Source organism: Rhizobium sp. RU35A (genome assembly GCF_900156005.1).
In the GTDB taxonomy this organism is placed as follows: domain Bacteria; phylum Pseudomonadota; class Alphaproteobacteria; order Rhizobiales; family Rhizobiaceae; genus Neorhizobium; species Neorhizobium straminoryzae.
The window spans coordinates 328151-349483 of record NZ_FTMR01000005.1 but is presented as its reverse complement, the minus strand read 5'-3'; the positions used below and the strand labels follow the sequence as shown (position 1 = coordinate 349483).

General features: G+C 62.4%; 18 protein-coding genes and 1 pseudogene. 3 read left to right on the top strand and 16 right to left on the bottom strand.

The window, feature by feature from the left end; translation table 11 throughout:
• Positions 1 to 2: 2 nt before the first annotated feature.
• The 15 genes and pseudogenes from F3H95_RS13955 to F3H95_RS13885 all read right to left on the bottom strand — a co-directional run bounded on the left by F3H95_RS13955 (position 3) and on the right by F3H95_RS13885 (position 17970).
• Complete coding sequence (locus F3H95_RS13955) at positions 3 to 881, bottom strand: carbohydrate ABC transporter permease (RefSeq protein ID WP_149746434.1); 879 nt, start codon at positions 879 to 881, stop codon at positions 3 to 5.
• A complete protein-coding gene (locus tag F3H95_RS13950; protein ID WP_149746433.1) occupies positions 881 to 1774 on the bottom strand; it encodes a sugar ABC transporter permease in 894 nt (297 codons plus the stop codon). The genes F3H95_RS13955 and F3H95_RS13950 overlap by 1 nt, the downstream gene beginning before the upstream one ends.
• A 106-nt stretch (positions 1775 to 1880) precedes the next feature.
• The gene (locus F3H95_RS13945) at positions 1881 to 3134 is read right to left on the bottom strand and encodes an ABC transporter substrate-binding protein (protein WP_143124330.1); all 1254 of its coding nucleotides are present in this window, start codon (positions 3132 to 3134) and stop codon (positions 1881 to 1883) included.
• 54 nt (positions 3135 to 3188) lie between these two features.
• Positions 3189 to 4712, bottom strand: coding sequence for an aldehyde dehydrogenase family protein (locus F3H95_RS13940; protein WP_149746432.1), 1524 nt, complete (start codon positions 4710 to 4712; stop codon positions 3189 to 3191).
• A 2-nt stretch (positions 4713 to 4714) separates the two neighbouring features.
• The gene (locus F3H95_RS13935) at positions 4715 to 5482 is read right to left on the bottom strand and encodes an enoyl-CoA hydratase/isomerase family protein (protein ID WP_149746431.1); all 768 of its coding nucleotides are present in this window, start codon (positions 5480 to 5482) and stop codon (positions 4715 to 4717) included.
• Complete coding sequence (locus F3H95_RS13930; protein ID WP_149746430.1) at positions 5479 to 7050, bottom strand: CoA-transferase; 1572 nt, start codon at positions 7048 to 7050, stop codon at positions 5479 to 5481. Before F3H95_RS13930 ends, F3H95_RS13935 begins: the two co-directional genes overlap by 4 nt.
• Complete coding sequence (locus F3H95_RS13925) at positions 7047 to 8051, bottom strand: Gfo/Idh/MocA family oxidoreductase (RefSeq protein WP_149746429.1); 1005 nt, start codon at positions 8049 to 8051, stop codon at positions 7047 to 7049. The genes F3H95_RS13930 and F3H95_RS13925 overlap by 4 nt, the downstream gene beginning before the upstream one ends.
• Before the next feature lie 345 nt (positions 8052 to 8396).
• Positions 8397 to 9805 (bottom strand): annotated as a pseudogene (locus tag F3H95_RS13920) (ISL3 family transposase).
• A 322-nt stretch (positions 9806 to 10127) separates the two neighbouring features.
• Positions 10128 to 11639, bottom strand: a complete 1512-nt coding sequence (locus tag F3H95_RS13915) for a malonyl-CoA synthase (protein WP_149746428.1) — start codon at positions 11637 to 11639, stop codon at positions 10128 to 10130.
• Positions 11640 to 11925: 286 nt separating this feature from the next.
• On the bottom strand, positions 11926 to 12552 hold the full coding sequence (locus F3H95_RS13910; RefSeq protein WP_143124336.1) for a GDSL-type esterase/lipase family protein: 627 nt from the start codon (positions 12550 to 12552) through the stop codon (positions 11926 to 11928).
• The gene (locus F3H95_RS13905; RefSeq protein ID WP_149746427.1) at positions 12545 to 13531 is read right to left on the bottom strand and encodes an oligopeptide/dipeptide ABC transporter ATP-binding protein; all 987 of its coding nucleotides are present in this window, start codon (positions 13529 to 13531) and stop codon (positions 12545 to 12547) included. Before F3H95_RS13905 ends, F3H95_RS13910 begins: the two co-directional genes overlap by 8 nt.
• Positions 13528 to 14547: an ABC transporter ATP-binding protein gene (locus F3H95_RS13900; RefSeq protein ID WP_143124338.1), complete on the bottom strand. Its 1020-nt coding sequence runs from the start codon at positions 14545 to 14547 to the stop codon at positions 13528 to 13530. Before F3H95_RS13900 ends, F3H95_RS13905 begins: the two co-directional genes overlap by 4 nt.
• Positions 14544 to 15401 carry an ABC transporter permease gene (locus F3H95_RS13895; protein WP_143124339.1) on the bottom strand — a complete coding sequence of 286 codons (858 nt, stop codon included), beginning with the start codon at positions 15399 to 15401 and terminating at the stop codon, positions 14544 to 14546. Before F3H95_RS13895 ends, F3H95_RS13900 begins: the two co-directional genes overlap by 4 nt.
• Positions 15398 to 16339, bottom strand: coding sequence for an ABC transporter permease (locus F3H95_RS13890; RefSeq protein WP_143124340.1), 942 nt, complete (start codon positions 16337 to 16339; stop codon positions 15398 to 15400). Before F3H95_RS13890 ends, F3H95_RS13895 begins: the two co-directional genes overlap by 4 nt.
• A 56-nt stretch (positions 16340 to 16395) precedes the next feature.
• Positions 16396 to 17970, bottom strand: a complete 1575-nt coding sequence (locus tag F3H95_RS13885; RefSeq protein ID WP_143124341.1) for an ABC transporter substrate-binding protein — start codon at positions 17968 to 17970, stop codon at positions 16396 to 16398.
• 144 nt (positions 17971 to 18114) lie between these two features.
• Between F3H95_RS13885 and F3H95_RS13880 the strand changes: the two genes are divergently transcribed.
• The 3 genes from F3H95_RS13880 to F3H95_RS13870 all read left to right on the top strand — a co-directional run bounded on the left by F3H95_RS13880 (position 18115) and on the right by F3H95_RS13870 (position 20242).
• The gene (locus tag F3H95_RS13880; RefSeq protein WP_143124342.1) at positions 18115 to 18771 is read left to right on the top strand and encodes a GntR family transcriptional regulator; all 657 of its coding nucleotides are present in this window, start codon (positions 18115 to 18117) and stop codon (positions 18769 to 18771) included.
• 228 nt (positions 18772 to 18999) lie between these two features.
• Positions 19000 to 19341: a ferredoxin gene (gene fdxA / locus F3H95_RS13875; RefSeq protein WP_149746426.1), complete on the top strand. Its 342-nt coding sequence runs from the start codon at positions 19000 to 19002 to the stop codon at positions 19339 to 19341.
• 13 nt (positions 19342 to 19354) lie between these two features.
• Entirely contained in the window at positions 19355 to 20242 is an 888-nt protein-coding gene (locus F3H95_RS13870) for a dihydrodipicolinate synthase family protein (RefSeq protein ID WP_149746425.1), read from the top strand.
• A 126-nt stretch (positions 20243 to 20368) separates the two neighbouring features.
• On the opposite strand, the gene F3H95_RS13865 is transcribed toward F3H95_RS13870, so the two are convergent.
• Positions 20369 to 21292: a LysR family transcriptional regulator gene (locus tag F3H95_RS13865; RefSeq protein WP_149746424.1), complete on the bottom strand. Its 924-nt coding sequence runs from the start codon at positions 21290 to 21292 to the stop codon at positions 20369 to 20371.
• Positions 21293 to 21333 lie beyond the last annotated feature (41 nt).

Genomic DNA, 21333 nt, shown 5'->3' with positions numbered 1-21333 from the left:
TCTTATCCTTTGACAGAGCCCGCCATCAGGCCGCGCACGAAATAGCGCCCAGCGACGATGTAGACGAAGAGAGTGGGAAGGGCGGCGATGATCGCGCCCGCGAAATGGACGTTATATTCCTTCACGCCCGTGGAGGACTGGACGAGATTGTTCAGCGCCGCCGTCATCGGCTGGCTCGTGCCGCCGAAGGAGACACCGAACAGGAAGTCGTTCCAGATATTGGTGAACTGCCAGATGACGGAGACGACGGTAATCGGCCCGGAGATCGGCAGCAGAATGCGCCAGAAGATGCGGAAGAAGCCGGCCCCGTCGATCTGCGCTGCCCGCACCAGTTCGGTCGGGAACGTGGCGTAATAGTTGCGATAATAGAGCGTCGTGAAGCCGATGCCGTAGACGACATGGACAAGCACCAGACCCGGCACGGTGCCGGCAAGCCCCAGCTTGCCGAGAACCATGGCCATGGGGATCAACACGATCTGGAACGGGATGAAGCAGGAAAACAGCATCAGCCCGAAGACGATCGTGTCATAGCGGAAGCGCCATTTGGTCAGCACATAGCCGTTCAGCGCGCCGATGACGGTCGAGATCGCCACGGCCGGCACGACCATGAGTATGGAGTTGAGGAAGTAAGGCTCGAGACCCGTTGGCGAGACGCCGATCTGGGCGGTGGACCAGGCGGATTTCCATGCCTCCAGCGTCCAGGTCTGCGGCAGCGCCATCATGTTGCCGCCAGTCACTTCCGCCAGAGGTTTCAACGAATTCACCACCATCACGTAGAGCGGCAGCAGGTAGAACAGCGCAAACAGTAGGAGCAGGAGATAGATGAAGGTGCGGGCGATCCGGCCCGTATTGACGGCGGTATCCTGGCTGACGGCGGACATCATTGCTTCTCCTTCAGCTCGGCATAGAGATAGGGAACCATGATGGCGGCGATCGTCATCAGCATGATCACGGCGGAGGCCGCCCCGATGCCCATCTGGTTGCGGGTGAATGTGTAGGAATACATGAAGGTCGCCGGCATTTCCGTCGCCCGCCCCGGCCCGCCGCCCGTCAGGGCGATCACAAGGTCATAGGACTTGATGGCGAGGTGGCTGAGGATGACGAAGGACGACAGGAACGCCGGGCGCAGCATCGGAATGACGATGCGGCGATACAGCTGGAAGCTCGAGGCGCCATCGATCTGCGCCGCTTTCAGGATCTCGTTGTCGATGCCGCGAAGACCCGCGAGGAACATGGCCATGACGAAGCCGCTGGTCTGCCAGACGGCGGCGATCACGATCGTATAGATCGCCATGTTGTTGTCCTTGATCCAGGTGAAGGAAAAGCTCTCCCAGCCCCAGAGATGCATGACATGTTCGAGCCCGATGCCCGGATCGAGAAACCATTTCCAAGCCGTGCCGGTGACGATGAAGGAGAGCGCCATCGGATAGAGATAGATCGGGCGCAGCACGCCCTCGCCGCGGATCTTCTGGTCGAGAAAGATCGCCAGCATAAGCCCGAGCACGGTGCAGATGACGATGTAGAGGCTCGCAAAAATGCCGATATTGACGATGGCGATGTGCCAGTTTTCGAGCGCCCAGAGCTTGCGGTAATTCTCCCAGCCGACGAGCGTATAGTTCGGCAGCATCTTGGAGCCGGTGAACGACAGGAAGACGGTGAAGAGAATGAAGCCGTAGACGAAGAGCAGCGTCACCGCGAAGGACGGCGCCAGCACGATCTTGGGCAGCCAGTCCTGTATGCGCGTGCGAAGATCGGCCTCTGCTGAGCTGGCCATGTCAGGTCTCCCATGGAATGTCGTTTGACCGGCGAAGCCGGAGTTCTCCGCGCAAAGGGCGGAGATGGAGGGCGGCAGTGTGCCGCCCTCTCCTTGCGTTCAAGGTCTACTTGGCCGCAGCAACCGCGTCGGCCAGAGCCTTGGCGGCATCCTTGCCGGTCTTGAAGCCACCGTTGAAAGCCTTGGTCACGACATCATAGACAGCGCTCTTCACCGCAGCGGGTGCCGCATGGCCATGGGCCATGGAGCCGAACAGCGTGCCCTTCGAATTGGCTTCGGCGAGATCCTTGATGCCCTTCTTGCCGCAATCGTCGAAGGCGGTATCCGGCACGTCGGTACGGGCCGGAACGGAACCCTTGACCACGTTGAAGGCCGACTGGAACTTCGGGCTCTCGATGGAGGAGGCCATTTCCACCTGTGCCTTGATCTTGTCGTCGCCCTTCACGTTGAACATCGCGAACTGGTCGGAATTGAAGGTGACGGCGCCCTGCGTGCCGGGGAAGCGGATGCAGACGAAGTCCGTGCCCGGCTTCTGGCCGGCCTTCAGGAACTCACCCTTTGCCCAGTCACCCATGATCTGCATGCCCGCCTTGCCGTTGATGACCATGGCAGAGGCAAGGTTCCAGTCACGGCCGGAGAAGTTGTCGTCCACATAGGTGCGCAGCTTCAGGAGCCGGGTGAAGGCTTCCGCCATCTTGTCGCCGCCGAGCGTCGCCGGGTCGAGATCGACAAAAGCTTTCTTGTAGAAATCCGTGCCTTCGGAGAGCACGACGCCGTCGAAGATCGTGGCTTCCTGCCAGGGCTGGCCGCCATGGGCGAGCGGCGTGATGCCATTGGCCTTCATCTTGTCGAGAACGGCGATCAGCTGATCCCAGTTTTCCGGCGCCTTCAGGCCGGTCTTGTCGAGCGCTGCCTTGCTGATCCAGATCCAGTTGGTCGAATGCACGTTGACCGGCGCTGCAATCCAGTGGCCGTCATACTTGGAGAACTTCTGCAGTGCTGCCGGCACGACCTTGTCCCAGCCCTCCTTGGAGGCCACGGCGTCAAGATTGCCGAGCGCGCCCTGCTGCGCCCAGTCGAGAATGTCGAAACCAAGCATCTGCACGGCCGTCGGCGGATTGCCGGCCGTCACACGGGCGCGCAGCGCCGTCATGGCAGCCTCCCCGCCGCCGCCGGCGACCGGCATATCGACCCAGCCGATCCCCTTGGCCTTGAGGTCGTCCTTCAGCACGTTAAGCGCTGCCGCCTCGCCCCCCGAGGTCCACCAGTGCAGAACCTCGACATCGGTCGCATAAGACAGTGTGGTGGTTGCTGCGAGCACGGCCGCACTGGCCAATGCCGTCTTGATAAAGCTACGCATGTACTCCTCCTCCTTGGTGATGCGTTGCGTGACTTGATGCGTCTTGAAAGTCGGTCAGCGCCTCACCCAGTTCGGCCTCGTCCGGCCGATCCGCATGACGACGGTTTTGACTTCTAGGAATTCGTCGAGCCCGTAAGGCCCGATCTCGCGGCCCTGGCCGCTTTGCTTGAACCCGCCGAAGGTGAGTTCGGGGAAGCCGTCCATCCAGGTATTGGTCCAGACGGTTCCGGCCTGCACGCGGCGGGAAAATTCAAGGCAGGTATGGACATTCTCGCTCCAGACGCCGGCCGAGAGACCATAGGATGCGTCGTTGACCAGATCGATCGCCTCGTCGAGCGTGCGGAAGGTCAGCACCGAGAGAACCGGGCCGAAGACCTCCTCGCGCGCGATCGGCATGTCGGATGTCACGCCGGTGACGACTGTCGGCTGGTAGAAGCGGCCGGGCAGTTCGGCGATCGGCAGCGTCGCGCCGCCGAGCTGAACCTTGGCGCCCGCGGCCACGGCAGCGCGGACATAACTGTCGATCTTCTCCTGATGCGCCGACGAGATGATCGCGCCGACCTGCGTGTCAGGGTTCAGCGGATCGCCGAAGGCGACCTTCTTCGACAAGGCCACGACGCGGGCAACGAAAGCTTCGGCAATGTCCTCATGCACGATGATTCGACTGCCGGAATTGCAGCATTCGCCGGCATTGAAATAGACGCCGAAGGTGACGGCATCGGCGGCGGAGTCGAGATCGGCATCGGGGAAGATCACCTGCGGGTTCTTGCCGCCCAGCTCCAGCGCCACCTTTTTCAGCGTGCCGGACGCTGCCGCCATGATCGCCTTGCCGACCGCCGTCGAGCCGGTGAAGGTCACCATGTCGACCTGCGCGTGCTCCGCCATCACCTGCCCCACCGGCTGGCCGAAGCCGAGCACGATGTTGACGGTACCGGCGGGAAGGCCGGCCTTCACGAGGAGATCTGCCAGCATGACGGTCGTGGACGGCGTCATTTCGGACGGCTTGACGACGCAGGTGCAGCCGGCGGCGAGCGCGAAGGGCAGCTTCTGGCTCAGGATCCAGAAGGGGAAGTTCCACGGCGTGATGATCGAGACGACGCCGATCGGCTCCTTCAGCACGACGCCGAGCATCTGCTCACCCAGCGAATTGTGGCTGTCGCCATGGAGCGTGCGGGCAAGCGACGCGGCATAGCGCCAGAGATCGGCGGCACCCGAAACCTCGCCGCGCGCCTGGGTGATCGGCTTGCCGCTTTCCAGCGTTTCGAGGATCGCCATGCGCTCGACATTGGCCTCGATCAGATCGGCGACCTTCAGCAGCACAGTCGCCCGCTCCTTGCCCGAAATGCGGCTCCAGATGCCGGCATCGAAGGCCTTGCGGGCGGCGGCAATGGCGCGCGCCGCATCCTCGCGGCCGCCTTTGGCCGAGCGGCTGACGACGACGCCATGAGAGGGCGAGACGCGCTCGAAGGTCTCCCCACTCACGCTGTCGCACCATGCGCCGTCGATGAAGTGGCGGCCTTCGAACGGGCTTGCCGGAAGCGCGATGCTGGCGGTGGTGATGATGGTCAGGTCATTCATGGTCATTGTCCGGAAAATGTGGGTTTGCGCTTTTCCCTGAAGGCGGCAACGCCTTCATTGCGGTCGTCACTGGCGGAAATGGCGGCGCTGCCCAGCGCCTCGATCATTGCGCCGGCATCTTCATCCCGAGCGGCATGGATCATGGATTTGCCGATCTCGACGGCGCGCGGCGAAAGCTCCGTCACACGCATGGCCATGGCTTCGGCGAGCGCGCGGACATCCTCGCCGACCTCGGCAGCGAAGCCGAATTGCAGCGCCCGCTCGGCGCTGATGCGGCGGCCGAAGAGCGCCATTTCCTTCAGCACCGGTTCGGGGAGCAGCCGCGCGAGGCGCTGCGTGCCCGACCAGCCCGGCACGATGCCCACAGCCGCCTCGGGCAGCGCAATCGTCGCGCGGGGCGTCATCACGCGGATGTCGCAGGCGGAGGCCAGTTCCAGCCCGCCGCCGAAGGCGTGGCCGTTCAGCACGGCAATCGTCGGCTTGGAGAGCCGCGCCAGCCGGTCGAAGATGCGGTGGCCGCCGCGCACCCAGTGGCGGGCAAATTCGGCGGGCGTGAGATCGCCCCAGCCGTTGATATCGGCGCCCGAGCAGAAGGCCTTCTCGCCCTCGGCGGTGACGAGGACGCAGGCGATCTGCGCGTCGCGTTCGATCGTGTCGAGATGGGCGGCGAGCCGCGCCAGCATGTCGACCGTGAAGGCATTGAGCTTCAACGGATTATCGAGCCGGATTTCCGCGATGCGGCCGCGAATGTCGAGATGAACGTCGCTCATGGGGTCCACCCCATCGGCTGGGTGGCAAAGAGGCTCGCCGGCATGGTCGAAGCGTTTTCGGCGACGCGCACCCGGCCCTGCGATGCGCCGACGATATCGGCCTCAGCATCGATGCCCGGCATGATTTCGGTCGCGACCAGCCCGCCGTCGCCGAGCCGCATGACGCAGCGCTCGGTGATGTAGAGCACGTCCTGTCCTTGTGCCCGCGCGCGGTTACCGGAGAAGGTGACGTGTTCGACCCGCTCGACCATCTTGGTGAACTTGCCGGGTTTTGCGACGCGGATGCCGCTGTCGCTCAGTACGATCTCCGCGCCCGCCTCGAACCAGCCGGAGAAGACGATCTTCTTCGCATGCGCCGTGATGTCCACGAAGCCGCCACAGCCGGCCGTCAGATACGGCTTCTTGCCGAGCTTGGAGACATTCACATTGCCCTCCACATCGACCTCGAGGAAGGACAGGAACGAGACATCAAAGCCTGCGCCCTGGAAATAGATGAACTGCTGCGGCGACGGCACATAGGCATCCGCATTCGAGGCGCAGCCGAAGGCGAAATCGGTGAGCGGCATGCCGCCCACGGCCCCCTGCTCGATCGCCCAGGTGACTGCGTCCGGATGGCCTTCTTCGAGGAGGATGCGCGGCACCTGCGCGCTGATGCCGAAGCCGAGATTGGCCGTCATGCCACCCTTCAGCTCCATCGCGGCACGCCGGGCAATGACCTTCTCGACGCCGTGCTCGGCCAGCTTGAAGCTCGACCAGGGCCGCATGATCTGCCCGGAAATCGCTGGATCATAGGGCGTTTCGCAGGTCTGTTTCTGGTGCGGATCGATGACGACAAAGTCAACCAGATGGCCCGGCACGCGCACATCATGCGGGCGGAGACTCCCCGCGGCAGTCGTGCGGCTCACCTGCGCGATCACGAGGCCGCCATGGTTGCGCACGGTGATCGCCTGTTCCAGACCGCCGAGATAGGCCCCCTCATGCTCATAGGTCAGGTTGCCGCGCTCGTCCGCGGTCGTGGCGCGCAGGATGCAAACATTGGGCACGATATTGGGAAAATGTAGCCAGGTCTCGCCGCCGAATTCGACGCGCGAGACGATGGGCGCGGCCGCGCCCTTCGCATTCATCGCGCAGCCTTCGCGGATCGGATCGACGAAGGTTTCGAGACCGACACGGGTCAGCACGCCCGGACGGCGGGCGGCGGCTTCGCGATGCATGTCGAACATGACGCCCGACGGCACGTTATAGGCCGCGACGCGATCCTCGACGATCATCTTCCAGATGTCCGGCATCGGCAGGTTCGACGGGCCGGACGGATAGGAGCCGGCAAGTACGCGGGAAAGAAGTCCGTCCTTGGCGATATGGTCCATGCCCTTGACGCCATACATGTCGCCGGCTGCAATCGGATGCAGCGTGGTGAGATTGCGCGGGTGGCCTTCCGCGTCGAAGCGCTCGCCCAGCGCCTTCAGCACCAGATCGGGACAGCCGAGTGCGGAGGAGGAGGAGACGGTGACCACCGCGCCATCGGGAATGCGCGCAACGGCTTCTGCCGCGCTGACGACCTTGCTCACTTCATGCCTCCATAATTGATTGCCACGCGGGCGCCCGTTTCGGCGGCCTCGCGCACCGCAGCCGCCACGGCAAGCGACTTCACGCCATCGATGCCGGTCGCGGCGGGCTGCCCCTCGCCCCGCACGGCTGCCTCGAATTCGGCAACGCCGGTGATGTAGAGATCGTGCGCATCGAAGGGGATCGCATGGCGGCCTGCCGCACCGACCAGTTCGATCTCGCCGACCGGCTTCTGGGTCATCACGCCGCGCGCGAAGATCGAGCCCTGCGTGCCGTGGACTTCGAGACCGCTCCCGGCAAAGGGATGGGTGAAGCTCTCGTGGCTCATCACCATCGCGCCGGAGGGCATCGCCCAGACGGACATGGCGGAATCCTCGACGCCCTGCCCCATGCCGGAACTCGTCGCCTGCGCCACGACGGAGACCGGGTCTTCGTCCAGCAGGAAGCGGACGACATCGGCATCGTGGACGGTGATATCCGGAATGACGCCGCCGCCTTCAGCCGCCGAATTGATGCGCCAGCCCTGCAGGTTTTCCGGCAGATGCACCGCATGGAAGACGCGGACCGACAGAACCTTGCCGACGCGGCCCTCGCGGATCAGCGCCCGCACGGCGCGGTGGCTGCCCGAGCAGCGCAGGTGATGGTTGGTGGCGAAGGTCACGCCCGCCTCATCGGCCGCACGCACCATGGCAGCAGCGTCCGGAACCGTCATTGCCAATGGCTTTTCGCAGAGCACATGCTTTTTGGCTGCGATCGCGGCCAGAGCCTGCGGCAAATGCTTCTCGTTTGTCGTCGAAATATAGACGGCATCGATGGCCGCATCGGCCAGAGCCTCCTTGAGATCGGTGCCATAGCCCGGGATGCCATGCGCGCGGGCATAGGCCTCGGCGCGGTCGCGGGAACCGCTGACGACGCGTGCAACCTCGCCGCCCGCTTGAGCGCGGATCGCCCGGATCATGTGTTGCGACGCGATCGTGCTCGCGCCCACCAAGGCCCAGCGCATAGCCTCCTCCCCGAAAGCATGCAGTTTTTTTTGGATCGATCCAAACAGCATATGGAACGATCCAAATACGTCAAGTGAAAAAAGATGTTTGGCACGTCAGTGGCTGATAATTAAAGGGAGCACGAACAGTCTCCCCTCCAGGTTGCACGAGTGGTGGTACCCGGCTGTTCCTCTCGACTTTCGTGCTGTCAGACGGGGAAGTCGCAATTCGGGTGATCAAATGCCTATCCGGCGTCGCTGAAGCGGCCCATAACGCCGTCGATGTTTCCTCGCCCGTCCATCTGGTGTTTTACAAGCTTCCCCTTGCTGATCTGGCTCTGACGCACATTTGCTGACGTGCCTCCCCTACAATGCGCCGGTTGAGCGCGCTTGCAGCAGATCGAGCTTTGCTCTTCCGTACATCTGGCGTTTAAAGAGCTTTAGACGTGTGATCTGTCATTCCGTTTGCCCGTTTGCCCGTTTGCCCGTTCGACCACGGCGAGATGATCGTGTTTCTTACAGCGTCGAGGTCCTTTTCGACGCCGCCGGCGAAGGATCCGACAAGGCTGTTCCTAGCAGCTTCCAGCCATTCGTCGCGTTTGCCGCTGTCTTCCAGCGGATCATGGACTGGAAGTCGCCGATGGCCGTGCGGGCGGCGACAAGCTCCGGGACGTTCACTTCGATCGCCGCTACGAGTATCGCTTCGGACTTTGCAAAGTCAGCGTGCGCTGCGGTCATGAGCGGTGCGATGCCCCGTGCGGACGGCGTTCCGGCGAGCCCGCTCTGATTGGCCGTTTCCGCAGGACGTCGGCCTTGTGCCCATTGCGAGACGACGCCACTCTGCCTCGCAAAACCCTTCGTCTTCATCTCACGACAAAGTGCCAAAACGGTCCGTGCCCCTTCCTGCCAGCGGCTGTTGAGACAAGGCAGCCAGCTATCTTCAACAGCACCCGGACCGCCTCGTTCGTTTCCTGACGGCGTGGATATCCCTCAGACTGCAGTTTCTCAGCGTATGTCAGAAGCCTGGGATCAACGACATTGCTGCCGACAGCCGGTCTGATCTGCCACATCGACTTGCCGACGGCATCGAGGAAAGCCCGACTGGAATTCTCCATCAGGTGCCATCGATCGGCGACCTGCGCAGAATCGGGCAGAGCCTTCGCCATGGCCTCACCATAGCCACCGCCCCGATCATGGGCGACAATCGATATCGACGGATGCTCGGCAAGCCATGTTCGCGACGCATCCAACGCACGATCCGGCAAAAGGGTGACGGGTCTGCGCCGTTCAAGGTCACAAACAATCGTTCCATAGGTTTGTCCTCGCCTGAAGGCAAAGTCGTGAATGCCTGTAATGTTGAGGTCTTCGTTCCGATCACCAATACGGCGGCGAACCACCCGCAGTAACGTGTCGTTGCTCACCGGCGTCATCAGGCGTCCGGCAAATGCTGCGGCAGGTCTACCGCCAAGCGCCAGGCCAAGATGGTGAACAATCCTCTCCCGCCTTTGGGTGCGTCGACCATAGCGAGCCAGCACGTTGTCACCGAATTGTTCGCAGAAGATAAGCCGGCTGCACAATACGGCATCGCACCAGAACCGGCGCGTCACGACGGTCAGCTCTACCCGCCGGCCACTGAGAGCTAAGTCAGCAGGTCGCCGCTCATATCAGCTTTGAATTCAACGGCTTACTCGCCCGCAGGCTGGACAAGCCGCTGATAGATTGCGCGATCGAAGCCGACCTTGAACACATTCCCCAACGATCGTCACTGTCTCCACAACAAGGCCAAACGGCGCGAGACTGGCATGCGGTAATCGATGGCCCGTTGCTGATCCTCCGGTGGATCAGCGGAAACCTCCTTCACGACAGCAGCCAATGTGAGTCAGAGCCAATTCTCGGTGGCAATCAACAGCGGCCTCACACGACCAGCCGGGGCAAGATCGGGCAACGCCTCCAGCCGGATGCATTCCCCCGGATACCGCACAGCGGACTGGCCTGCCGAGGTGTGGCCCGCTCTTCGAGCATGAGAGGACTCGAAACACGCGGCCACCGACTGGCTCGATCGGCAAGATCGACGTCGTATCGGCAGATGTCCACCTTTCATTGTGTGTATCGGTTCTGGCAGGCCTCGCGCAGAGCTGCCTTCTGGACCTTGCCCATGGTATTGCGCGGCAGTTCCTCGATCACGATGAGCTCGCGGGGCTGCTTGAAGCGCGCGAGATTGTCTGCGGCCGTGCGGGTGATGGCGCTCAGATCCAGCGTCGCACCGGGCCGGGGCACGAGGAAGGCAAGGACGGCCTCGCCGAAATCCGGATGGGGGACGCCCACGACAGCGCTTTCCAGAACGCCCGGCTGCTCGTCGAGAAGCATCTCGATCTCGCGCGGATAAATGTTCAGACCACCTGAAATGATGAGATCCTTGGCGCGACCGACGATCTGCACGTAGCCGTCGGGATCGATGCGTCCGATGTCACCGGTGATGAAGAACCCGTTGTCGCGCAGTTCCGCCTTGGTCTTTTCCGGCATTCCCCAGTATCCCTTGAAGACATTGGGGCCGCGGACTTCGATCATGCCGGTTTCGCCGACGGGAAGAACCGTCCCGGTCTCGGGATCGGTGATCAGCAGGTCCACGTCCGGCAGAGGAAAACCGACCGTTCCGGCACGACGCTCGCCCTCGTAGGGGTTCGAGACGGACATGTTGGTTTCCGTCATCCCGTAGCGCTCGAGAATACGATGGCCCGTGCGCGCTTCGAACTCGACATGCGTCTCGGCCAGAAGCGGTGCAGAGCCGGAGACAAAGAGGCGCATATGCGCGACAAGATCCCGGTTGAAGCGATCGTCACCGAGGAGACGGGTGTAGAAGGTCGGAACCCCCATCAGCACGCTTGCGTCCGGCAGAAGCCGCAGCATCGCCGGCAGGTCGAACTTCGGCAGAAAGATCATCGAGGCCTGCGCCATCAGGGTGACGTTGCAGGCCACGAACAGGCCATGCGTATGGAAGATCGGCAAGGCGTGCAGCAGGACATCACGGCTGCCAAACCGCCAGATCTCGGCCAGAGTGCGCGCATTGGAGAGAAGGTTGAGATGCGTGAGCATCGCCCCCTTGGAGCGGCCCGTCGTTCCCGAAGTGTAGAGAAGCGCCGCAAGGTCACTTTCCTCGCGTTCGGCCACGGCAAAGATGCCGGATTGACCGTCTGCTGCATCCGACAGGGAGCCGCGTCCATCGCCATCCAGCGTCAGCACCATGACGTCGGCGCCGCACCGTTGCTTCAGGTCCACCTCGATGCCCGGGCTGCAGATGACTCCACGTGCGCCACTATCCCCGATGAAGTAGTCGAGTTCCGTCAGCGTATAAGCCGTATTCAGGGGCAAAAGCACGATGCCCGCCATGACGCAGGCGGCATAAAGCGCCAGCGCCTGCGGCGTCTTTTCCACCTGCACGGCAAGCCGGTCGCCCGCTCGAAGGCCGGCCGCGACGAGCACATTGGCCTGTCGGGCGGCAAGCGCGTGAAAGTCGCGATAGCGCAGCACCTCTCCCTTTGCGTCGATCAGAAAGGCACCGTCACTGTCACGGCCGGGGGCAAACAGGGTGTCGTAAAGTGGATTGGGCATGCGTAAAAACCTCGACTGACTGACGGGACGGTGCCGGGCGATGAACTGGATGGATGGGCGCAACCGCCAATCCGCTGCGGGTCTGGTTCGGGCTCCTGCTGCCCTTTCCTGGCGTGCGGATTTTGGAAAGAGGCAGACGCGTCGCAATCCGCAGCCATATGACAGACGGGAGCGGCAGGGCGGATAAGGAAAGACCTGAGCCGATCCGGATCGGCGGGGTGGCACCACGCGCTGGAACCGTGCCTGCTTCGTCTGCCGTTCCGATCCGCCGCACGACCGCACGGATTCAGGCGAGAAGTTCCGGAATGCGTTTCAGCACCTCGGCCCAGAGCGCGTATCCGCCCGCATTCAGGTGAATGAAATCGGGCTGATAATAGCGGCCCATCGGCCGGCCGTTTTCGCCGATCAGACCGCGGGATGCGTCAATGAAATGCGCCTGACCGCTCTCCCCGCACCAGGCTTCGGTCAGCGCGTTGTAGCGATCAACCTCATCGGCATAGATCCAGCGGGTCGGGCTTTGCTTGGTGCCGAGCACGAAGATCCTTGCAGCCGGAAGCTCTGCACGGATATCGGCCAGCAGCGCCTTCATGTGTTCGAAGGTCGTCTGACCTGTCAGGCCATCATTGGCGATGTCGTTTTCACCGAAGTAGAGCACGATGCGTTCCGGCTTCAGCGGGATGAGCAGCTTTTGCAGGTAATGACGACCGGAAAGGTTCGTGCCGCCGCCGAAGCCAAGATTGACGATGTCCAGCGATTGCAGATCCTGCTGCATTGTTCCCCAGAGGCGGAACGAGGAGGAGCCGTAGAAGGCAATCGGCCTTTGCGGCAGAGGACCTCGCTGCAACCTGGCCAGGATCGCGACGACATCGTCCTCGAAGCGATTGGTGGCAAGGGGTGTCGGAAATTCAAACATTGAGCAATTCCTTTTTCGTCATGTCGTCGGCGCGATGGCAGGCGCTGAAGCGGCCCGATGCGGTTGGCCGCAAGGGCGGAACAACATTTGCGCAGACATCGACAGCCATCGGGCAGCGGGTGCGGAAGGCGCAGCCGGAGGGCAGGTTGATAGGGCTTGGCGGGTCGCCTTCCAGTGGCGCGCGCTGCCTGCGATCTGCCGGACGCGGACGCGGCACCGATTCAAGCAGGCCCACGGTGTAAGGATGCTGCGGTGCATTGAGCACGGCTGCGGTTTCCCCCGCCTCAACGATACGACCGAGATACATGACCGCAATGCGGTTGCTGATATGCGAGACGACGCCGATGTCATGCGAAATGAACAACAACGACAGTTTCATCTCGTCGCGCAGGTCACAGAGAAGGTTGATGACCTGCGCCCGGATCGACACGTCCAGCGCCGACACGGGTTCATCTGCGACGACGAGGCGCGGACGGGTGGCAAGCGCGCGGGCAATGCCCAGACGCTGCCTCTGTCCCCCCGAGAGTTCATGCGGATAGCGCTTTGCCTGATCCGGCCGAAGTCCGACCTTCGACAGCAATTGCAGCACATGGTCACGTCTTTCCGCAGATGTGCCGATCCGGAAATTGTCCAGCGGTTCGCGCACGATGGCTTCCGCCGTCCAGCGCGGATCGAGCGAGGCGGAGGGATCCTGGAAGATCATCTGGACGGAGCGGCGCGCCGTGTGCAGATCCCGATTGCCCATGCGGGCAAGATCGCGTCCAAGGAGGTGGACCGCGCCGCTGTCGGGCCGGTCAAGCCCCATGATCATGCGGCCAAGGGTCGACTTGCCGCAGCCGCTTTCGCCGACCAGCGCCAGCGTTTCACCCGGCGCGATCGACAGGGACACGTCATTGACCGCATGCACGGTCTGTCCCTTGCCGGTCTTGAAATGACGCACGAGCTTGTCGGCAACCAGGACATCGGTGTTGTCACTCATGCGGAGACCTCCACGGTGAGGTTTGCGGTCGGCCCGTAGGCAACCGGCTGGTCGCAACGGGAGGCATGGCCGAAGGTTACGTCACGCCAGTCCGGCGTGCGGCGGTGGCAGCTGTCCACGGCAAACCGGCAGCGTTCAACGAAACTGCACCCCTGCGGCAGCATGGAAAAGCTCGGCACATTGCCCGGGATTTCTTCCAGCCGCCCACGGCTCGGTTCCCCCGGCACGAACTCGGCCGTGGCCCGCAACAGGCCTGCGGTATAGCCATGCGCAGGATTTTCAAAGATGGCATGAACGGGACCGCGCTCCACCAGCGAACCGGCATACATGACCGCAACATCATCAGCGATTTCGGCGACTACGCCGAGATCGTGGGTGATGAAGATGATCGCGGTGCCGAATTCCCGTTGCAGTTCGGAGAGCAGCCACAGGATCTGTGCCTGAACCGTCACGTCAAGGGCGGTGGTCGGCTCGTCGGCAATCAGCAGCCGTGGCCGGCAGATGAGCGCCATCGCAATCATGATACGCTGGCGCATGCCGCCGGAGAGCTGGTGCGGATAGGCACTCATGCGGCGGGCAGCATCGGGAATGCGAACACGCTGCAAAACCTCCATGACACGGGCATTGGCGGCGCGCGTGCTCATCTTCTCGTGCAGAAGCAGCGCCTCGCGCAGCTGAAAGCCGATGGTGAGCGCCGGATTGAGCGACGACATCGGATCCTGGAAGATCATCGCCATCAGCGAGCCACGCAGACGCGACATTTCACGTTCGTCGCACTCCAGCAGGTTGATGCCATCCAGACGCATGGTCGCCGCCTCGACATGGGCGCTGCCCGGCTTGTGCAGCCCCATGATGGAAGTGGCGGTAACGCTCTTACCCGAGCCGGATTCGCCCACGAGACAGAGCGTCTTGCCGGCCTCGAGATCGAACGAGACGTCGCGCACGGCCCGGATGGCACCACCCGCCCCGAAACCGACGGTGAGATTGCGAATACTGAGGAAAGGTTCGCCTGTCATGACGCCCTCCTTGCGGCGAGCCGCGGATCGAAACGGTCACGCAGTCTGTCGCCGAGAATGTTGATGGACAGCACCATGATGGACAGCAGCAGGCCCGGAAAGGCGATGATCCATGGTGCCAGACGGAAATACTCCTTGCCGCTGGCAATCACGTTGCCCCAACTCGGAACGTCCGGCGGCGTGCCGACGCCGAGGAAGCTCAAGGCTGCCTCGGAAAGGATTGCAGCCGCGCAAACATAGGTGGCCTGGACGCTCAGCATGCCGATCGCGTTCGGGACGATATGGCGCAGCAGGATCTTCGGCGTGGATGAGCCAACGGAAATCGCGGCGGTGATGAAGGGCAGTTCGCGGATGCTGAGCACCACGCTACGCATCAGGCGGGCAGTGCGCGGGATCTCCGGCACCGAGATGGCGATGATGACGGTCACCAGACCGCCCCCCAGGACGGATACGAGGGCAATGGCCAGCAGGATGCCGGGAATGGCCATCAATCCATCGGCAAGGCGCATGACGATGCGGTCAACCCAGTTGAAATAGCCGGCCACGACACCGAGCGTGCCGCCGATCGCCAGCACGACGATGGCCGTGCACAGGCCTACCGTGACGGAGTTGCGCGCTCCCGATACCGTGCGCACGAAGACATCACGACCGAGATTGTCGGTCCCGAACCAGGCAATGGCGCTTGGCGGTTTCAGACGCATCATCGGATTGAGATCATTGCCGAGACCGAAAACAAGCGGACCGAAGATGGCCATCAGGATCACGACCGCCAGAGCCAGCAGGCTCAGCGACACCGCAACGCCCGGACGCGCCGGTTTCGGCTTCGAGAGGGCGGGAGAAGAGACCGTCGTCATTGGCGCACCCGCGGATCAAAAAGAGCATAGGACAGGTCGACCAGCAGGTTGACCGCGATCAGGACAAAAGAAAACACGATGAGAACACCCTGAACTACCGGATAGTCACGCGTCAGGATCGCGTCGACGGTCAGTCGCCCCATGCCGGGAATGTTGAAGACCGACTCCGTGATCACCACTCCTCCGAGCAGTGCGGCAAAGCTGGTGCCGATAACGGTCACGACGGGAACGCCGATATTCTTGAGCGCATGCACGATCAGGATGCGCCGGTTGTTGGCGCCCTTGGCGCGGGCAGTGCGGATGTAATCCTCCGCCAGCACCTCCAGCATGGTTGCGCGGGTAATGCGCGCAACCAGCGCGGAAAACAGGAAGGACAGCGTGATCGACGGCAGTGTGATGCTGCGCAGACAGTTCCAGAAACCTGAGGACAGGGGCTTGTAGCCCTGAACCGGCAGCCAGCCGGCGCGCAGTGCAAAGAGATCCACCAGCACGTAACCGATCACGAAGACAGGCACCGAGAAACCGACGACGGACGCGACGATGAGGAAGGTGTCGATGGCTGAACCCGCGCGCCATGCGCCCCATACCCCCATCGGCACGGCGATGAGAACGGAGAGTATCAGCGTGGAAACTGCAAGTACGGCCGTCGGCTCGACACGCTGAAGAATGAGCTTCAGCACGGGGAAGCCGGAATAGACCGACTGACCAAGGTCGAGATGCGCGACATTCGACAGATAGAGGAACAGTTGCTCGAGGAGCGGCCTGTCGAGGAACAGACGTTCGCGAATAGCTTCGATCTGGTCGCGCGTGGCATTCTCGCCGGCAATCAGTGCGGCGGGATCGCCAGGACCGATATGCAGCAGAAGAAAAACCGTAATCAGGACGATGAACGCGATGGGGATGACCGACAGAAGCCGCCGGACGACGAAATTGGACATGCATGCCTCCCGAGGACGGCAGGCGCCACCCGTCGGGGTGACGCCGCCGCTTCATGTCACTGCTTTTTCTCGATGTTCCAGTAGAGCTGCAGCGGACTGTCGATGATGCCGGAGACGGACTTGCTCCATCCCGCCACGCCATAATGCTGGCCCATGGGGATAAAGGTGACGATCTCGTTCGACCGCTCCTGCAGTTTGATTGCTGCCGCCTTGCGCGCGGCCTGATCGCCGGCCAGAAGGAAGGCCTTCCAGCGGGCCTGCAGTTCCTCATCGCAGGGCCAGCCGACGAACGCCTTGTCGCAGGCGCCGGTGACGTATGGATTGGTCAGCGGATCCATCATGGCGTCGCCGCCAAAGGCGGTGAGGAACATGTTCCAGCCACCTTCTGCGGGCGTGCCCTTGTTGTTGCGCCGGGAGAACATCGTGGCGAGGTCGATCTGGCGGTCATCCACCGTAAAGCCCGCCTTACGCAGGGCCTGCACGAGCACTGTCCCCATGTCACGCTGGAACTGCTGATCGGTGGGATGCAGGAAGGTGATCGGCGTCCCGTTGTAGCCTGCCTCCTTGAGAAGCGCCTTGGCCTTCTCGGGATCCGGCTTCATGTAGCGGTCGCTGTTGACATCGGTCTCGTAGGGCGCATCGCACATGAAGATCGCGGCGCAGACCTTGTAGAGATCCTTGCGATCGCCGAGCAGCGTCGTCATGAAGTCCTGCTGGTTCAGGGCCAGCTGAACTGCCTGACGCACCTTGATGTCGTTGAAGGGCGGCTGCGTATGGTTAAGAACCACCTGCAGGCTTCGACCAAGAAGCGGCTTGGGTGCGACGGCAAAATTCTTGTCGGCCTCGACGATCGGAAGCTGATCATAGGGAATTTCGGTGACGAAATCGATCTCGCCGGCGAGAAGCGCATTCACTGCACTCGTATCATCGGGGATGGTGATGCGCTCGATCCGGTCCACCTTGGCGATCTTGCCACCTGCCAGATTGCTCGGAGGCTCGCTGCGGGGCACATAGCCCTTGAACTTCTCGACAACGAACTTCACGCCCGGCTGCCACTCGACCAGCTTGAACGGGCCCGAACCGATCAGCGCAGGAAGCTTCTCACCGATCGGCGTCTTGGCAATGCGCTCCGGCATGATGAAAAGCGGATAGGCCGTCATGCGACCAAGCCCGTTGAGGAGCTGCGCAAAGGGTTCCTTCAGCGTGATCCGGAAAGAGGTCGCGCCCGTCGCCTCGATCTTGTCCAGACGCTTGGCAATTTCCTGACCCAGGCTGTCCTTGCCCATCCAGCGGTTGACGGACGCAATGACGTCTGCGGACGTGACAGGCGCTCCATCGTGGAAGATGAGACCGCTGCGCAGCGTGAAATCATAGACCTTGCCGTCCGCGCTGACAGAATAGGTATCCACCATCTGAGGCTTGACGTCGAAATTGGCGTCCATGGCAAACAGGGTGTCCCAAAGCAGGTAGGACATGTCGCGCATCGGGTAGTTGGTGCTGAGCAGCGGATCCATCTGCTGGATGTCGCCAACAGCGCGAATCCGCAGCACGCTCTCGGCATGCGCTGCCACTCCCACACCGAACGACAGGACGGTAGCGGCAGCTAGAGTCTTGATTAGTTTCGATAACATTCTTGGCTCCTCCCACGAACCCGGAAACGAACGAGGTCTGCTGTGATTGCATACCGTCGCTAACAATGCTAAAACAGTTCATGACGCACGAGCATGCGGATGTCAATCTCGTGTATACAAAAATTAAAACTGGGTATGCTCAGCATGAATGTGAAATCCAAAAGTGCACCGTCCCTGCGCGATCGTATCGAGGACGCCATTGTCTCAGGCACGTTCAGGCCGGGTGATCGACTGGAAGAACAAAGCCTTGCCGAACAGTATGGCGTGTCCCGCACGCCTGTACGCGAGGCGTTGCGGCAGCTTCAGGAGGCGGGACTTGTGGAGATAAAGCCGCGGCGCGGCGCGACGGTGAGCAAGGTCTCGCCAGCCGACCTCATCCACATGTTCGAGGTGATGGGCGGGCTCGAAGGCATGGCCGGGCGACTGGCGGCAAGGCGGCTGGACGAGACCTCGCGGCAGGAGATCCTCGCCTGCCACGAAGCGTGCCGCACAGCCGTCAACCAGGGCTCGGACGCCTACTACTACGAGAACGAGCGCTTTCACATGGCCATCTATCGCGCCAGCGCCAATCCGTTTCTCGAAGAGCAGGCGCGTGCGCTGCATCGACGCCTCAAGCCGTATCGTCGCATCCAGTTGCGCTCGCTGAACCGCATCGAGCAATCGTTTGCGGAACATGACAGGGTCGTCAAGGCGATCCTCGCCGGCAACGGGGCGGATGCAGAACAGGCGCTGTGGGATCACATCACGATCCAGGCCGATCGTTTCCATGACTTCCTGGCAGGTCTGGCACGCGACACCTGACACTCACGCCTCGATGCCTGCTTCCCGTGCGCGGACAGGCGAACCGACGCGCTCGGGAAGGTCCGTTGTCTCGTTGCGACCGAACAGACGACGTGTTCGCCTTCCCCGTCCGTTGCCGAACCGGCAACGACGGCTGCGAAACTCTCAACTTCCCAGCAATGGGCTGCTCTGAAAACATGCCTCGACACGCCCGCCTGCCCGGCCGGCCGACAACGAGGTTCCGGACACATGGCCTATGTGATCACCACGCCCTGCATCGACGTCAAGGATGGCGCCTGCACCGCCGCGTGCCCGGTGGACTGCATCTATGAGGGCGGCCGGATGTTCTACATCCACCCCGACGAATGCATCAACTGCGGATTGTGCCTGTCGATCTGTCCCGTGGATGCAATTGCCTGGGATGAGGAGATCGGCCCGGATCGGCAGGCTTTCATCGGCATCAACCGCGACTTCTTCACGCCGGCGGTGAGCGGGCTCGGATCGCCCGGCGGCTGGGACAGAACGGCCACCACCGCGGATCATCCCCTGGTCACAGCCTTCGACAGGCCCCTGCACGCGACGGCATCCTGAGGAGGAGAACATCATGCAGCCATCAAACATCACGGGCGTCATCCCGGCAGTGCCGACCCCGTTCTCGTTGGACGGAAAACTGGACGCCGCCGCCTTCCTCGAACACGGGCAGTGGTGCCTCGATCACGGCGCATCTGCGCTCAACATCCTCGGCACGACCGGCGAAGCGAATTCCCTGTCCGTATCGCTCCGCCGGGAGATCATGACGGTTGCAGCGGAGAATCTCGATCGCTCCCGGCTGATGGTCGGGACTGCCACACCCGATCTCGCAACCACGATCGACCTGACACAACGGGCCGAGAGCCTCGGTTATGCGGCAGCGCTTGTCCTGCCGCCCTTCTACTACAAGCCGGTATCCGAGGACGGGCTGTTTGCCTGGTTCGACCGGTTGATCGCGGCAACCGGCACCATCGACCTTTATCTCTACAATTTCCCGCAGTTGACGGGCATTGTGTTCGGCCCGGACTTTGCCACGCGGCTGAAGGCCGCCCATCCTGAGCGTATTCGCGGCGCAAAGGACAGTTCCGGCGACCTCGACTATGCACGCAACCTTGCAGCCATCCGGGATTTCGACGTCTTTCCCAGCAGCGAAACGGCTCTGGCCGAAGCAGAGACCTCAGGTTTTGCCGGCTGCATCTCCGCCTCCGTCAATGTCAATCCGGCACTTGCGGACAGGCTCTGGCGGGACCAGGAAAATGACACGCTCGCACAAAAGGTCCGCGCGCTGCGCGCCGGCGTTGCCGCCTTTCCGCTGATCGGCGCCGTCAAACACCTCGTCGGGCGCCGGACGGGGAATGCCATCTGGACGCATGTCATGCCACCCAACCTTCCCATCACCGACGAGACTGCCCGGGAGACGCTTGCATCCGTCGTCCTGCAGTCGGAACGGATGACGGCCTGACGACCCGGAATGCGCTAAACGCGCGGAATGATGCAACTCCAGCGAAACGCGGCAACGGTTTCGCCTCCGGAATTGCGTAGGAATAAATGGAGCGCTTCGGGCGATCCCGGTGTCGCCGGAAACGTTCTAGCGCACGACGATCTCTTCGATCGTCCGGGCAAAGATTGCCAGACGATCCGCCAGAAAGCCCGCCATGACCTCCGAGGCATAAGGCAGCTTGCGGGTGCGCGGAACCATCACCCCCAGCCGCGCCATCTCGTTGCGAAGCCCTGAAATCGGCAGGGCCACCACCTCGCCGGCCTTCAGCTCCTCGTAGAAGCCCATGGGCGTGTAGAAGGCAACGCCGTTACCCGAAAGGATCAGCGGTTTCAGCATCATCTGGTTGTTGCTGGAGACAAGGGCGCGCGCATGACGCTCCAACGCGCCGAGTTCGAGCGAAAACATCCAGCTGGTGACGTCATTGTCCAGTTGCAGCAGCAGCTTGAACTGGGCGCATTGTTCGACGGAGGCCGTCTTCATCCGGGCGAGCGGATGGTTGCGTGCAACGATCGCCATGATCGGCATCGGGACCGAGGACAGAAGCCGGACGTCGCCCGGCCGCGCGATGTCAAAGGTAATGCCGATATCCACATCATCATCCGTCAGCAGGCCGAAGATCCGTGCATAGTTTTCCGTCCGGATCCGGAAATCCACGGCCGGATGGTTGCGGTTAAAATCCATCAGGCACTGGGGCATGAAGGTAATCGCCAGGCTGTCGAGGCAGGCGATGGGAATGCGGCCGGTGATCTTGCCGGCGAGATCGCCGAGCTCGCCGCGCATCACCTCGTAGTCCTGCAGCGTTTCCCGCGCATGGCGAAGCACGATGCGGCCTGCCCCCGTCAGGCGAAGGCCATCGGGCAACCGCTCGAACAGCGGCATGCCCAACTCGTCTTCCAGCTTCTTGATCTGCCGGCTGAGCGCCGAGGTCGCCACATGCAGCTCTTCCGATGCCTTGCGGATGGAGCCCGAGCGGGCCACGGCCGCAAAATATTTCAGAATGCTGGCATGCATGGCGCCTCCATCGGGCCTTTGCGTTTGTCCGGGAAAACTGG

Excerpts from the sequence above, each read along its gene's own strand:
- F3H95_RS13945 (WP_143124330.1), bottom strand. The coding sequence starts at position 3,134 with ATGCGTAGCTTTATCAAGACGGCATTGGCCAGTGCGGCCGTGCTCGCA.
- F3H95_RS13935 (WP_149746431.1), bottom strand. The coding sequence starts at position 5,482 with ATGAGCGACGTTCATCTCGACATTCGCGGCCGCATCGCGGAAATCCGG.
- F3H95_RS13925 (WP_149746429.1), bottom strand. The coding sequence starts at position 8,051 with ATGCGCTGGGCCTTGGTGGGCGCGAGCACGATCGCGTCGCAACACATG.
- F3H95_RS13910 (WP_143124336.1), bottom strand. The coding sequence starts at position 12,552 with ATGTTTGAATTTCCGACACCCCTTGCCACCAATCGCTTCGAGGACGAT.
- F3H95_RS13895 (WP_143124339.1), bottom strand. The coding sequence starts at position 15,401 with ATGACGACGGTCTCTTCTCCCGCCCTCTCGAAGCCGAAACCGGCGCGT.
- F3H95_RS13940 (WP_149746432.1), bottom strand. The coding sequence starts at position 4,712 with ATGAATGACCTGACCATCATCACCACCGCCAGCATCGCGCTTCCGGCA.
- F3H95_RS13955 (WP_149746434.1), bottom strand. The coding sequence starts at position 881 with ATGTCCGCCGTCAGCCAGGATACCGCCGTCAATACGGGCCGGATCGCC.
- F3H95_RS13915 (WP_149746428.1), bottom strand. The coding sequence starts at position 11,639 with ATGCCCAATCCACTTTACGACACCCTGTTTGCCCCCGGCCGTGACAGT.
- F3H95_RS13865 (WP_149746424.1), bottom strand. The coding sequence starts at position 21,292 with ATGCATGCCAGCATTCTGAAATATTTTGCGGCCGTGGCCCGCTCGGGC.
- F3H95_RS13950 (WP_149746433.1), bottom strand. The coding sequence starts at position 1,774 with ATGGCCAGCTCAGCAGAGGCCGATCTTCGCACGCGCATACAGGACTGG.
- F3H95_RS13905 (WP_149746427.1), bottom strand. The coding sequence starts at position 13,531 with ATGAGTGACAACACCGATGTCCTGGTTGCCGACAAGCTCGTGCGTCAT.
- F3H95_RS13880 (WP_143124342.1), top strand. The coding sequence starts at position 18,115 with ATGAATGTGAAATCCAAAAGTGCACCGTCCCTGCGCGATCGTATCGAG.
- F3H95_RS13885 (WP_143124341.1), bottom strand. The coding sequence starts at position 17,970 with ATGTTATCGAAACTAATCAAGACTCTAGCTGCCGCTACCGTCCTGTCG.
- F3H95_RS13890 (WP_143124340.1), bottom strand. The coding sequence starts at position 16,339 with ATGTCCAATTTCGTCGTCCGGCGGCTTCTGTCGGTCATCCCCATCGCG.
- F3H95_RS13870 (WP_149746425.1), top strand. The coding sequence starts at position 19,355 with ATGCAGCCATCAAACATCACGGGCGTCATCCCGGCAGTGCCGACCCCG.
- fdxA (WP_149746426.1), top strand. The coding sequence starts at position 19,000 with ATGGCCTATGTGATCACCACGCCCTGCATCGACGTCAAGGATGGCGCC.
- F3H95_RS13900 (WP_143124338.1), bottom strand. The coding sequence starts at position 14,547 with ATGACAGGCGAACCTTTCCTCAGTATTCGCAATCTCACCGTCGGTTTC.